9 protein-coding genes and 1 pseudogene are annotated in these 13,906 nt (G+C 61.6%); 7 read left to right on the forward strand and 3 right to left on the reverse strand.

Annotation, left to right across the window (positions count from 1 at the left end; all coding sequences use genetic code 11):
* Positions 1-8: 8 nt before the first annotated feature.
* From urtC to eutC, 7 genes are all read left to right on the forward strand, one after another.
* Complete coding sequence (gene urtC, locus RGQ15_RS15560; protein ID WP_311161469.1) at positions 9-1,142, forward strand: urea ABC transporter permease subunit UrtC; 1,134 nt, start codon at positions 9-11, stop codon at positions 1,140-1,142.
* An 8-nt stretch (positions 1,143-1,150) separates the two neighbouring features.
* On the forward strand, positions 1,151-1,900 hold the full coding sequence (gene urtD, locus RGQ15_RS15565) for an urea ABC transporter ATP-binding protein UrtD (protein WP_311161471.1): 750 nt from the start codon (positions 1,151-1,153) through the stop codon (positions 1,898-1,900).
* A 10-nt stretch (positions 1,901-1,910) separates the two neighbouring features.
* The gene (gene urtE / locus RGQ15_RS15570) at positions 1,911-2,600 is read left to right on the forward strand and encodes an urea ABC transporter ATP-binding subunit UrtE (RefSeq protein ID WP_311161473.1); all 690 of its coding nucleotides are present in this window, start codon (positions 1,911-1,913) and stop codon (positions 2,598-2,600) included.
* Between the two features lie 21 nt (positions 2,601-2,621).
* Positions 2,622-3,851 (forward strand): formamidase, encoded by a 1,230-nt coding sequence (fmdA, locus tag RGQ15_RS15575; protein WP_311161475.1) that lies wholly within the window; start codon positions 2,622-2,624, stop codon positions 3,849-3,851.
* Positions 3,852-3,908: 57 nt separating this feature from the next.
* Positions 3,909-4,238 carry an FmdB family zinc ribbon protein gene (locus RGQ15_RS15580; RefSeq protein ID WP_311161476.1) on the forward strand — a complete coding sequence of 110 codons (330 nt, stop codon included), beginning with the start codon at positions 3,909-3,911 and terminating at the stop codon, positions 4,236-4,238.
* Positions 4,239-4,519: 281 nt separating this feature from the next.
* Positions 4,520-5,911 (forward strand): ethanolamine ammonia-lyase subunit EutB, encoded by a 1,392-nt coding sequence (locus RGQ15_RS15585; RefSeq protein ID WP_311161478.1) that lies wholly within the window; start codon positions 4,520-4,522, stop codon positions 5,909-5,911.
* A complete protein-coding gene (eutC, locus tag RGQ15_RS15590) occupies positions 5,908-6,645 on the forward strand; it encodes an ethanolamine ammonia-lyase subunit EutC (protein ID WP_311161479.1) in 738 nt (245 codons plus the stop codon). Before RGQ15_RS15585 ends, eutC begins: the two co-directional genes overlap by 4 nt.
* Before the next feature lie 70 nt (positions 6,646-6,715).
* On the opposite strand, the gene RGQ15_RS15595 is transcribed toward eutC, so the two are convergent.
* The 3 genes and pseudogenes from RGQ15_RS15595 to RGQ15_RS15605 all read right to left on the reverse strand — a co-directional run.
* A complete protein-coding gene (locus RGQ15_RS15595; protein WP_311161480.1) occupies positions 6,716-11,848 on the reverse strand; it encodes a D-Ala-D-Ala carboxypeptidase family metallohydrolase in 5,133 nt (1,710 codons plus the stop codon).
* A 500-nt stretch (positions 11,849-12,348) separates the two neighbouring features.
* Positions 12,349-13,380 carry a glycoside hydrolase family 19 protein gene (locus tag RGQ15_RS15600; protein WP_311161481.1) on the reverse strand — a complete coding sequence of 344 codons (1,032 nt, stop codon included), beginning with the start codon at positions 13,378-13,380 and terminating at the stop codon, positions 12,349-12,351.
* Positions 13,381-13,636: 256 nt separating this feature from the next.
* Positions 13,637-13,878, reverse strand: a pseudogene (locus RGQ15_RS15605) (IS5/IS1182 family transposase); the annotation flags it as partial.
* Between the last annotated feature and the right edge of the window lie 28 nt (positions 13,879-13,906).

A 13,906-nucleotide genomic window follows, 5' to 3' on the forward strand; every position in this document is an offset into this window, starting at 1 on the left:
GGCAAGCCATGACCGACTTTCCCGCTATGGCGACCGGGCGCGACGGACGCTTCCTGAACCGAACCGAGATGCTTGGCGCCGTGGCACTTGCGCTTATGATCTTCGTGCTGCTGCCGCTCGCGCTTGATCCCTTCCGGCTGAACCTTTTCGGCAAATACCTGACCTATGCCTTTGTCGCGGTGGGACTTGTGCTGTGCTGGGGCGCGGGCGGGATCCTGAGCCTTGGCCAGGGCGTTTTCTTCGGCCTCGGCGGATATGCGCTGGCGATGTTCCTGAAGCTTGAAGCATCCACCCCCGAGGCCACCAAGATCCAGTCCACGCCCGGCATTCCCGATTTCATGGACTGGAACCAGATCACGGCTCTGCCCGGCTGGTGGCAGCCCTTCCACTCGCTGAGCTTCACCATCGTCGCGGTCGTCGCGGTCCCGGTGATCTTCGCCTTCATCATCGGCACGGCGATGTTCCGCCGCCGCGTGGGCGGGGTCTATTTCTCGATCATCACCCAGGCCGTTGCGGCGATCCTGACCATCCTCATCATCGGCCAGCAGGGCTATACCGGCGGCGTCAACGGCATCACCGACCTGCGCACCCTCAAGGGCTGGGACATCCGCACCGACGAGGCGAAGACGATCCTGTATTTCGTCAATGGCGCGCTGCTTTTCGCCTGCCTCGCACTCGCGCAATTCGTCCGCCGCTCGAAGCTTGGCCGCATCCTGATCGCGATGCGCGACCGCGAGGACCGGGTGCGTTTCTCGGGCTATGACGTGGCCTCGTTCAAGATCTTCGTCTTCTGCCTCGGCGCGGGTTTCGCGGCAATTGGCGGCGCGATGTTCACGCTGCAGGTGGGCTTCATGTCGCCCAGCTTCGTGGGCATCGTCCCCTCGATCGAGATGGTGATCTTCTGCGCGGTCGGCGGGCGCAACTCGATCCTTGGCGCGGTCTGGGGCACGCTTCTGGTCAACTGGGCAAAGACAAGCTTTTCCGAAAGCTTCCCTGAACTCTGGCAATTCGGAATGGGTGCGCTGTTCATCGCGGTGGTCCTTGTCTTCCCCGATGGTCTGGCAGGGCTCTGGAAGCAGCATGTCGAGCCCTGGATCGGCCGGCTCAAGCCCCGTCGCCCCGCCCCCCAACCGGCTGAATGAGGTCCGCGATGTCTCAAGCAAAAGACAGTTTCATCCTGACGGTCGAGGACCTGACCGTGTCCTTCGACGGGTTCAAGGCGGTGAACGGGTTGAACCTGTACATCGAACCGAACGAATGTCGCGTCATCATCGGCCCGAACGGCGCGGGCAAGACCACCGTGCTGGACCTGATCTGCGGACGGACCAAAGCAACCGGCGGGACGGTCCAGTTCAAGGGCCAGGAGCTTCTGAAAATGCGCGAGGACCAGATCGTCCATGCGGGCGTCGGGCGCAAGTTCCAGAACCCCTCGGTCTATGAGGACCTGACCGTCTTCGAGAATCTCGAGATCTCGTATCCGCGCGGCTATTCGGTCTTTGGTGCGCTGGCCTTTCGCCGCGATCAGGCGGTTCGCGACCGCATCACCGAAATCGCCGAGATCATCTTCCTGCAGGACCATCTGCAGGAAAAGGCGGCCTATCTGAGCCACGGCCAGAAGCAATGGCTCGAGATCGGGATGCTGCTGATCCAGGATCCCGAGCTTCTGATGCTGGACGAGCCGGTCGCCGGCATGTCGGTGGCCGAGCGCGTCAAGACCGCCGAGCTTCTGAACCGCATCATCGCCGACCGGTCCGTGATCGTGATCGAGCATGACATGAAATTCGTCGAGGACATCGCGACGCGGGTCACCGTCCTCCACCAGGGCAAGCTTCTGGCCGAGGGCTCGATGGCCCATGTCCAGGCCGATCCCAAGGTCATCGAAGTCTATCTGGGCCATTGAGGGGGCACTTATGCTTGATATCGCGGAACTCCGCTCGGCTTACGGCGAAAGCGAGATCCTGCACGGCATGTCCATGTCCGTGCCCAAGGGCCAGATCGTCGCCATCATGGGCCGCAACGGCATGGGCAAGACCACGCTGATGAAGACCCTGATGGGGATCGTGCCCACGAAATCCGGCGCGATCCGGGTCGATGACAGGGACGTCACGGCGATGAAGCCGCATGAGCGCGTCGCCTCGGGCATCGCCTATGTGCCGCAGGGCCGGATGATCTTTTCCGCCATGACGGTCCAGGAAAACGTCGAGACCGGCCTGACCGTTACCGGCGAGAAGACCGTCCCCGCCGACATCTACGAGCTGTTCCCCGTGCTGCTGGAAATGAAGAACCGCCGCGGCGGCAACCTTTCCGGCGGCCAGCAGCAGCAATTGGCGATCGCGCGGGCGCTTGCCTCGAAGCCCAAGGCGCTGCTGCTGGACGAACCGACCGAGGGCATCCAGCCCTCGATCATCCGCGAGATGGCCCGCACGCTCCGCCGCATCCGCGACGAGCGCGGGCTGACCATCATCGTGTCCGAGCAGGTGCTGAGCTTCGCGCTCGATGTCGCCGACCGCGTGATGGTCATCGAGAATGGCGAGATCGTCCATGACGCGCCCCGCGACGGCATCGACGAGGCGAAAATCGCCCGTTTCCTATCCGTTTGACAGCCAAAAGGGAGTTTTCAATTGGCCGATACCCTGATCTCCGTCGATCTTTCCGAAAGCCCGCTCACCAACGAGAAGATCCACAACCGCTGGCATCCCGACATCCCGATCGCGACCTGGGTCGAGCCCGGCGACGAGTTCAAGATCGAGTGCTATGACTGGACCGGCGGCCAGATCAAGAACAATGACGACGCCTCGGACGTGCGCGACGTGGAACTGGAACAGGTCCATTACCTGTCGGGTCCGATCGGCATCAAGGGCGCCGAGCCGGGCGACCTGCTGGTGGTCGAGATCCTCGACATCGGCGCCAAGGAAGAGATGCAATGGGGCTTCAACGGCTTCTTTTCCAAGCAGAATGGCGGCGGCTTCCTGACCGAGCATTTCCCCGAGGCGCAGAAGTCGATCTGGGACTTCCACGGCATGTTCACGCAGTCGCGCCACGTTCCGGGCGTGAAATATGCGGGCCTGATCCATCCCGGCCTGATCGGCTGCCTGCCCGATCGCAAGATGCTGGACATGTGGAACTCGCGCGAAAAGGACCTTTTCGACACCGATCCGTCGCGGGTTCCGGGCCTCGCCAACCTGCCCACCACCAAGGCCGCCCATATGGGCGCGATGAAGGGCGAGGCCCGGGACAAGGCCGCCGCCGAGGGCGCCCGCACCGTGCCGCCGCGCGAGCATGGCGGCAATTGCGACATCAAGGACCTGTCGCGCGGCTCGACGATCTATTTCCCGGTCTATGTGCCCGGCGCGGGCCTTTCTATGGGCGACCTGCATTTCAGCCAGGGCGACGGCGAGATCACCTTCTGCGGCGCCATCGAGATGGCCGGCTGGCTGCATCTGAAAGTCAGCCTGATCAAGGAAGGCATGTCGAAATACGGCATCAAGAACCCGATCTTCAAACCCTCGCCCATCGTTCCGAAATATGACGACTACCTGATCTTCGAGGGCATCTCGGTCGATGAGGGCGGCAAGCAGCATTACCTCGACGTCCATATCGCCTATCGCCAGGCCTGCCTGAACGCGATCGAATACCTGAAGAAATTCGGCTATTCCGGCGCGCAGGGCTACGCGATCCTCGGGACCGCGCCGGTGCAGGGCCATATCTCGGGCGTGGTCGACGTGCCGAATGCCTGCGCGACCTTGTGGCTGCCGACCGACATCTTCGATTTCGACCTCAAGCCCAATGTGAACGGGCCGGTGAAGATGCTGGACGGCTCGATCGACGTGCCGCTGGCGCCCGATCTGTGATGCTTGCCGGCCGGGGGCGCTGCCTCCGGCCGATACCACCCTGCCGCGGAGTTACCGATGCCCACCTATGACTATATCTGCACCGAATGCGGGCCGTTTGAGGCCCATGCCTCGATGGCCAATTTCGACAAGCCCCATGCCTGCCCTTGGTGCGCCACCCCGGCGCGCCGCGCCATGCTGACCGCGCCGCTTCTGGCAAACATGGATGCCGGCCGCCGCCGGGCACATTCGACGAATGAGCGCAGCGCAGATTCGCCGCGTCGTTCGCATGGGGCCGGATGTTCGTGTTGTTCGGGATCGGCCAAGAAAAAGCCTTCTGGCACCTTGCACCGGCCTGACGGTTCGAAAAGCTTCCCGGCAAAGCGACCCTGGATGATTTCGCACTGATGGCATGATCAAGGTATACCCTGCCCGAAATCCTGCCGCGTTGCAAAGATGCGATGCCTGTTCCTGTCTCATGACGTGAAAAGCACGTTCGCTTAGCCACAGTAGGCGATGCGGCTCTTGTCTAAGACCGGAACTTCATCAAGGCTCGGAGCGGGGCGATCGTCCCGGCGAATGGTGGAAAAGGCAATGCAGCAGACACCCGGAAGAACCCGACCTGGTCTGGCACGTCCAACCTTTCCGGCCTGCTGCTTCGCCTTGCCGGGCGGGACGGTTTCACCCTGATGGCCTATGTCGCGACGGCGCGGGGCGAGCGGTTCAGATTTGGCAGCCTTGCGGCAGTGATGGCGGCGGCATCGCCCGAACGGTCGGGCGATCAGCTTGCCGGTTTGGCTGCCGAAAGCGCACTGAAACGTGTTGCGGCGCGACGGGTTCTCATGGATTTGCCACTGCGCGAATTTCTGAACAATGTGCTCGTTCCCTATGAAACGGACGAGGTGACGCGACTTATCATCGACCGGCATGACGCGGCCGCATTCTCGCCCGTGTCCGCGATGACATTGGGAGATTTGCGGGACTGGCTGCTGTCTCCTGCTGCTGATCCTGCCGCTCTGACCGCGCTCGCCCCGGGGCTGACACCCGAGATGGTGGCGGGCGTCAGCAAGCTGATGCGCAATCAGGACCTGATCCGCGTTGCGCGCAAGGTTGAGGTGGTGACGGCATTCCGGAGCTCTATCGGAGGGCGCGGCACGCTGGCCACGAGGCTTCAACCCAACCATCCCGCCGACGATCCAAGGGGGATCGCAGTCGCGGTGCTTGACGGATTGCTGCAGGGCGCCGGAGATGCGGTGATCGGGATCAACCCCGCTTCGGACAATCTGGCAAATTGCCATGCGCTGCTTCGTGCGCTTGACGACATGCGCCTGACCTTCGACATTCCCACACAATGCTGCGTTCTCACGCATGTCACGAATTCGCTTGCCCTGCTTGAACGTGGTGCCCCCGTCGACCTGATTTTCCAGTCCGTCGCCGGGACCGAGGCCGCAAATGAAGGCTTTGGGGTCAACCTGTCCATTCTGGCCGAAGCATATTCGGCGGGACGGGCCGCTACACGCGGAACTGTCGGGCAGAATGTCATGTATTTCGAAACCGGGCAGGGATCGGCGCTTTCGGCCGAAGCGCATCATGGAGTGGATCAGCAGACGCTCGAGGCAAGGGCATATGCGGTCGCCCGCGCATTCGATCCGCTTCTCGTGAATACCGTCGTGGGTTTCATCGGCCCGGAATATCTATTCGACGGCAAGCAGATCATCCGGGCAGGGCTTGAGGATCACTTCTGCGGCAAGCTACTGGGCCTGCCAATGGGGGTCGATGTCTGCTACACCAATCATGTCGAGGCCGATCAGGATGACATGGACAACCTCGCGACGCTTCTGGTGCAGGCCGGGGTGAACTTCGTGATCTCGGTTCCTGGCGCCGATGATGTGATGCTGGGCTATCAAAGCCTGTCATTCGAGGATATCGCCTATCTTCGCGAGATTACCGGGCTTCGCCCCGCGCCCGAATTTTCCAAATGGCTTGCCGGTTTCGGTTTGGCCGGGCATGGCGGCGAGGGCGTAACGAAGGCCCTGCCGGACCCGGTTTCGCTGGCGCGGCGGATGGGGCTGGTCGAATGAGCGCGCCGGACCTCTATCAAAGACTGCGGCGCCTGACCCCTGCCAGAACGCGGCTGGACCCGACGGGGAGCCCGCTGCCGCTGTCGGACCTTCTGGCCTTTCAGGAAGATCATGCGGCCGCGCGCGACGCGATCCATGGGGCAGTCGACTGGGCCAATGTGGAAGCGGCCCTTGCACCATTGCAAACCTATCGGCAACGCAGCCGGGCAGGCAGCCGGGCCGACTACCTGCGCAGGCCCGATCTGGGACGCCAGCTGGAGAGCGGAACGGAACTTCCACGACTTGACTGCCCCTTGGCGTTCGTCATCTGCGACGGGCTGTCCGCTCCGGCCATTCAGGCGCATGCGGCCGCCATGGTCCGGGCGCTGATCGCCCGTCTTCCGGACAAAAGCGGAGCTCTGCCCATCGTGCTGGTCGAGAACGGGCGAGTTGCCATTGGTGACCCGATTGGCGCGGCCATCGGGGCAGGCATGGTGCTCGTCCTGATCGGCGAGCGGCCGGGGCTTTCGGTAGCCGACAGTCTGGGCGCTTACCTGACCTATGCGCCGCGACCCGGCCTGCGCGACAATGCCCGCAACTGCGTCTCGAACATCCATGGGCATGGCGGGCTTGGCTATGCCGCGGCGGCCGACCGCCTGATCTGGCTGATGACCGAGGCAAGGCGGATCGGAACCACAGGTGTCGCGCTAAAGGATCAGAGCGAGAACCTGGATCGCATCCATCACGAGAAATGATCGCCTTGCCGAAAATGAGTTGCGGCCGAACTGTCGCCAGCACGGCCGCATTTCCGCTCGTCGGGATGTTTCAGGCAGGCATGCTGTCAAGCTTGAAGGCCATGATCTGGCTCTGCGCATCGGTCAGGCGCTCTTCGACGACCTTGCGTGCGACGTTCTGATAGAAGTGCTGATTGAAGATGAGCCGCTCGGCCGCGATTCCCACCGAATCGACCGTTTTGCCCCAACGTGCGAACAGGATGCCCTTGCGTTCGTCCAGGCTGCGGAACTGCACCGCGCCAATGCTCATGAAGACCTCTCCGTTCTCGCCGATCTCGGTTTCTCCGATCTGGAAAGCACCGCTCGCCTTTTCGGACATATGGAAATCAAGAAGTGTCAGGCGCTTGTCGCCTTCGCCCGCGTTGCGCAGGCTATCCAGCACCGATCTGATCGCGTTCAGCTTTCCTGTCACGCTGGTCAGGGCGGCGAGAGCCTCGAGAGCCAGTTTGTCCAGGCTTGCATCCTGATCGCTGTTGCTGGCCCGCCGATAGGTGGATTGCTGCACGCTCCAGCCGACCGCGCTCAGCGCGGCGTTCAACGTTGACCACCAACTGTCATGGTCCTGCGCCGGATCTGCGGCGGCATTGGCTGCGCGCTGCGCGAACTGGGTCGAATAGAGCACCGCATTGCGCAGCTCTTCGGAAAGGGCCCGATCCAGCGACAGGATCTGCGTGCCGTTCACGGCCGCGTCGGCCGAGGCGAGATCACCCGCAGCCATGGCCATCGCGTCCCGGCTTCGAGTTGTGGGTGCTACGGCGATCCGGCTTGCCAGCATGCGCAACCGCTTGCGGGCAACTTCGGTTTCGTCGGTACCCGTGCCGCCCTCCAGACCGCGCCCGACGGACCAATCGGCATTGACCCCCCGCGTGTCGATATGGGTGAAACCTGCATAGCGGCCGATCCCACCCCGGAACATGCCCTGGCCACGCATCTGGGCAAGCGTCTCGGCGACCTTGTGAGGCGATGCTGTCGACGTGATGTCGCAGGCCCGGAACTGCATGTGCCAGGAGTTCTGCTCGCCGCCGACCGCGTGATTGTATTGTCGGTTGCGATACCCGCTGCGGATCGTGACGGGCACACCCAGACGCGCGCGCAATTCGTCGAGAATCTCGGCGGTCGGGACGATGTTTGGCCAGAGTTGTTCGGGCGGCGCCGAATTCAGCCCATGTGCAGATCCCGGTGCGAAATGGCTCGCGCCAAGGGTCAGGAACTCTTCGGCATCGAAATGCTGCAACCGGAGCGGGGCAAGGAAATCCCGGAACCTCGCCACCGTTTCGACTGGCACTCCGGTTGCGCGCGTGCGCCCCGACGCATTATCGGAAAGAATTATCGTTTCCCCGGTTTCCCGCGACGCAAAAGGATCGTCGCTCGGCTCGTCCCGGAATTCCTGTTCGGGCGCCGGGGCGGCCGTGGCCGGTTCCTCGGGACGCATCATGCCCTCTGTCTCGCGGTTGAGTTCGGCCCCGACCAGCGAGAACGGGCGCTGGCGCAAGAAGGCCGGATCGACCGGGGCAGGCACGAACAATGCGGGCTTCTGTTCAAGATGCGCCAACGCATCCACGATCCGGTCGTGGAACTGACGATAGGTGCCGCTGAATTTGCCCCGGTTCCAGACATTCAGCACGGCTGCCGTGAAGACACCATGTTCGTCACCGTCCATGGCAACCTGATCGTCCCTGCAGGCGCTGAACTGGAGCAGCGCTGCCGACAGCGTTGTCTTGGCCGGAGAGCTGAGAACCGACCGATCGACATGGCGGTAGGACCGCAGCAGGTTTGCGTAAAAGTCACGATGAATATCTTCGACCGCCTTCGCTGTGGCTGCGTTCAGGGTCCGAGGTCGAAGAACGCGCACGACCTCTCTGCCTTGGGCTGGCAGCCCGTCAAGATCAGCGAGCGAATTCAGCCTTGTCGCATCAATGACGGGCAGGGTGGCGCGCGCGATCGTTCCTGAATGGCAGCTATCCGCCATCATGACGATGCGTACCCCGCTTTGGAACTGCCCAAAGAGATGCCACAATTCGTCGTCGATGAGTTGGCCGTCAAACAGGCAAAGCGTGCTGTCGGGGTTGCGATTCCCGATTTCCTGCTCGTCACCGTTGAAGTCCCTGATCTGGCTTCCGTGGCAGGCATTGGTGAACAGGAACTGGTCACCCGCCTTCAGATCCTTTGCGGCGCGGCGCAGTTCCTCGATCACGGCCTCCCTCGTTGCCTCGCGTGAAAGCAGCATTTTCGGCGCATAGCCTTGCGCTTCGGCAATGTCGCGCATTGCCCTCGCGTCGTTTTCGCATCCCAGCAGCAGGCCACGATCGCCGGCGTAATGGCCAGGATCGATCTCGTTCAGCCCGATATGCAGCGAACGCGCCAGGTTGCGACGCCCGGCTAGGGATTGCGGAACGATCTGCGGCGAGGTGATTGTCCGCCCGCGCGGTGCGAACCGGTCAACGAGCAATTCCCGAGAACGGCTGCGCTCGGAAATCTCCTTGATCTTGGTCAGGATCCGGGATGAGACGCGTGCAAAGCCGGCATTGTCGGGATGCAACTCGTCGAACCATTGGTCATTTGCAACCGCGCCCCGGCAATCGACATAGGTGACATGGGATAGCGTGGCGGCCATGCGCCGCAACTCCCTGTTGAACTGGTCGATCATCTCGGCAGCGATGCGTTTCTGCAGGGCGCGGTCTCGTATGCCGCGCTCCTCCATCGGTTTGCCCAGCCAGCGCCCGCTTTTGGGAATAACGTAGTCATAGCCGTGGGTGATGATCGTCACGCCCGGAAAGCGGCTGTTCACGTCACGGCATATTCTTTCGTAATGCGCGATCGCATTGTCGAGCAGGTCCTGGTAGCCGCGCTTGAGATAGTCGGCAGGGCGCAACGAGGCGTCGAAGCTTTCAAGATGGTCGGCAAGTGCACCTCCGGCGCAGACATCGTTCCCACCCGCCGATAGCAGCAGGATTTCCGCGCCGCTTTGCGTCAGCGCATCAAGATATTCCCGCTTGCGCGCCATGTTTTCGAGCAGGTCCCCCGCGGCAGAGGAATCGAAGACCGCATATCTTTCAGCCACATAGTCGATGACGTCGAAAAGGCGCAGCGGGTACTGAAACCAGCTGTCGCCCTCGGCAGCGATGCGCGGCCCGTCATAACCGCTGCCGATTTTCGAGTAATACGCAGACAGCCGCGACCATCGGGCAAGAGCGTTTGCCGAGTTCAGCGCCAAAGCCGATCTCGAACCGGGCGGGGGCATTTCCACCAAATCTGGATTGGGGACGAAAACAGGGGCAAAGGGCGTGCTCGCGTTCTCATCGATGCGGAAATATTTCCGTCCTGCCTCGGCTGACAGGCTGCCGTCGGAAATCTGACGCTGCAGTTCTGAGAACGTGATCTTCGGGGCTTCATGAGTGTTCATGGCTTTGTCCTTATGTTCGGGCGCGGGCCTGACCGGGCGTCCTTCTCGACGGGTTTGAGAGCCGGGCCGAAATTGCGAAACAATCGTCGCTTCCAGTTCGGGGCTGGCATCGAGCTCGTGCTGTTCAATCCGAATGGCTGAGGCAGCAGAGAAATATTCGAAAGGAGGAGAGATATTCCCTGGATCGGCGGTTGCGGCATCAACCGTCAGGTCGGTTCCGGCCGAGATCTGGTCAGCGGCCCGGTAACTGCCCAGCATCGGCATGTAGCCGCCATTCTGGTCCCGATCCAGGAATGCGCGTGACGCAAGATATAGGATCGATTGCCCATATCCGTGAACCGTCATACGACGCTCGAGATCGGGGCTGGCAACGATGATCCTTGCCTTGGCCAAGGGCTCGCCGTCACGGCGGTCGGTCATGGCTCGTGCAAGCTGCATGATCCGCAGGTTCGCCTGATCGAGTGGAACGGCCGGAAAGGAAAGCACCATGCTCCCCAGGCCCGGAATCCAATCCAGCGGATCGGTGCTGTTCGACTTCGCCTTGAACATCTCGATCAGCCAGTCGACGACCAGCGCGCCGGCACCATTGGCGATGATGTGCAACGGCTTGCCGGTTTCCTGGCAAGTCAGCGCGAGGTTTTTGACGATCTTGCCCAACTCGCCGCGTTCCGCAGATGCCCGCGCCTTGCCGGGAGGTGGCGCGATGATCTCGGATTCCGGGCTCAGCGCGGCGTAACGCGCATGGCGTTCGACCTCATGCCAGAAGGCGCGCCCCGCGCTGCGGGCATATTGTTCGAACACAGGGTCGAATAGCTCGGTCGATCCGTTGACCTGATTGCGGCACTGCTCGGTAACATGGCTCAGCACGGCATTGAGATCAGTAGAAAAATTCGCCGACCAGAAGCAGGTCAGGAAATCGAAACCCCAAGCTTCGAGCTTGTATTTCAGCCTGACCGCGCGTTCGAAAGCCTGCTTTTCGGATTCCATCACACCAGGCAGGCTCAGCACGATACCCTTGCTTTCCCCCTGCAGCCGCTGGCGGATGCCACGTTCCGTGCCCTCGACCGCGTCGCGAGGGGTGGGATAGCTTCCGAATTCCTGCAATCGCCCGGCATCGAGATTGACGAAATTGCCCTGCAACATGCGATAGGGCGTCGATCCCGTCTCATGCGCGCCGCGATTGACCCCTTGCGGCCCGGAACTCACCGAGAAGGCGTCCTGACCCGGCACCCCAAGACGCAGCACCCAGCCATCGACGACGCATCGCGCCCAATCGGCGTAGGACCAGCGGGCGAGCCCGCGCGCGAGCACGGGGTCGGCCGTATCGTCAAGCGGCAAGCCCCCCCAGTTTTCGCCCCAGGAGTTCAGAACGATGAAGCCTTTCGTGTCATATCCGACGATCACGAAGGCGTGGCAGTTCGTGCCCGGTTCGCCTGCGGAAATCTGGCCGTCTTGGGGGGTTCTCCAGCCGTCGTGCAGCATCGCACTGACCAGAACGGTGCCCGCCTCGCGGATCGCACAGTGGTAATGGTGCAGGATCGGCTGGACCCGGCTATAGGCGCCAAGCGTTCTGTCCCGGGCGGCGCGGGCCTGCAGATCGCTGGGCCAGTGTCGCTGCATGCCGGCTTCGTCGCTGGCCCAGGCCGCCTCGTCAGGCCCGTCGAGACAGACGCCGTGGTGAAAGAACCCCTTGATGCCCGCGCGCAGGCTATAGACGCCGTCCTGCTCGGTCTCGTCACCGCGCTCATGAAATCTGGCCATGCGATAGAGCATTTCCGCGCTGACCCGACCCGGGGAGGTCAACCCACCCAGATGGAGTTGAATATCAATGAGATTGGCCAATGCCTGCCCGACGCAGCTGCTGGTGGCGCCCTGGTTCCTGATGCCAAAGGGAAGTTCTCCGGGGCGGTCAGGCGGGAACAATGACTTCCAGGGCAAATGCTCTGCCGGAAGAAGCTCAAAACGTGGTGCGAATATGTGATCCCGCAGATCGACGAAATCACGCTTGGCACCCGTACCATGTATGCCCACGTTATTTCCCATCAATACCTCAAAAATTTCCGGAGCGTCGAAACGGTCCGCTTAAGGCTGTTCTGAAATTCGAGCTCGAAGAAAACGATCTTTATTTCGGTAATGGGTTGAATATTCTTTTTATCAGCGCATGGACGCTGAATTAATGACCGCCCTTTCACAGCCTTTTCCTTTATCTGGCGACAGATGCAGAGCACCGGTCCTGCCACATGATCGACACCGCGCCGGACTCAGGCCGGCTCGGTCGTCCGTGCGCCGGAAGATCTGCCGCGTGAGGTCCTTGTGCGCTTCCGGGCCGGCAGCGATTTGGGCTTGGGTTTTTCTGGTGCGGGCGGGGCCGTGACGTCTTCTTCGTCGTCGGCTTCCTCTTCTTCCTCATCCATGGGCATGAGCATTGTGCTGAGTGCTTCATGGACGCTGGTCAGCAATGTGGGAAGCTCGGCCGGTTTCACCTCGTTCGAGGTGAAAAAGGCGGTCACGATCTCGACCGTGCGATCGACAAGATAGGTCTCTTCGGATTCCGGGCTCGGGCCCTCGTCAATGTCCGCGGCTACTGGCCCAACGCGGCCAAGGAAGACTCCGTCGTCCGCAGTCATGTCGTCGAAACCGGCTACGGATTCTGACAGTTCGGGCATTTGCATCGCCCCCGTTTCCCCGAGTTCCGGGCCGAACATGTCGCCGATGCCGGGTGCCATGAATTCGGGTTCGAACCCCATGCCGAAGGCGCGCTGGCGTGGCAGACCGACGCGCTGCGCCGCATGGATCGCCCGGAGGAAGGTGTTGTGATACTGTGCGATCACCGTTGCCAGCAACACCGTTCGCCCGTTGATTCGCTTGAATTCGCGCCCGTTGATGATCTCACGGGCGCCGATCGGGTCATCAACTGACTGGTTGAAGTAGCGCGACAGCTTTTGTCGTCCGCGACTGTCGCCGCGGAACCAGCCGTCGCGCATCCCGAAGAACATGACGGTTGCGGCGATGTCGGGCGCCATCGCCAGATCGGGACGATTGACGAGGTCGACCCCGACAAACTGGCCCGCCTTTGCATAATTCTCTGCCCAGGTGAGCTGGACGTAACCCCTTCCATAATAGGGGTAATACCGAAGGTTGTTGCGGCGCCAGTTTTCGGAAAGCCAGTAGGCTTCGCGCACCGGTTGCATGGTTCTATTGGTTTCGTGGAAGGTGGTGGCAAGCATATAGGCCAGCCATCGTGAGTCGCCGATTGGCGAGTTCTGGTCCCAGCTGCTCAGGATTGCATCCATTCCCTGAACCTGGGCCTGATTCAACCTCCCTCCAAATAGAGGGCGAACTTGATCGAAAAAGATACGACGATCCATCGGCATAGAAAAACTCCATCATGAACCAAAAAAGCCGGAGATCTTTATTTGGCGACCATAACATGTTGCAATGAAATTTTCCACTTTCTTCGGATTAATTGGTCGCACGTTCTATTATCGAAAGATCTCAAATTTCGCCGGGCAGTCTCGCGTCGATGCCGCAACAAATTCTCGTCTGAGTTCATGCCAGACGTTCGATCTCGGTTATACCGAGGGCGTTGAAGCGGTTCATGACAGCGACGCGGATGTGGATTTCGGCGGTCTGCCGGCCGGGTTCCCTTGCGGCGACGCGTCCGTCGAACGATTTGCAGCAGCGAAGGGCCATGTCTTCCGATTGGCCCGCGCGAAGCGGCTGCTCGGCCGCAGAACGGCATTGCGGGCTTTGTTGGCCGGGCAATCCTCCTTTCGTAGGCGCCCATTTCGACCAGAGTTTCGCAACAAAGCCGGTTTG

The organism is Paracoccus sp. MBLB3053, from assembly GCF_031822435.1.
Lineage (GTDB): Bacteria > Pseudomonadota > Alphaproteobacteria > Rhodobacterales > Rhodobacteraceae > Paracoccus > Paracoccus aurantius.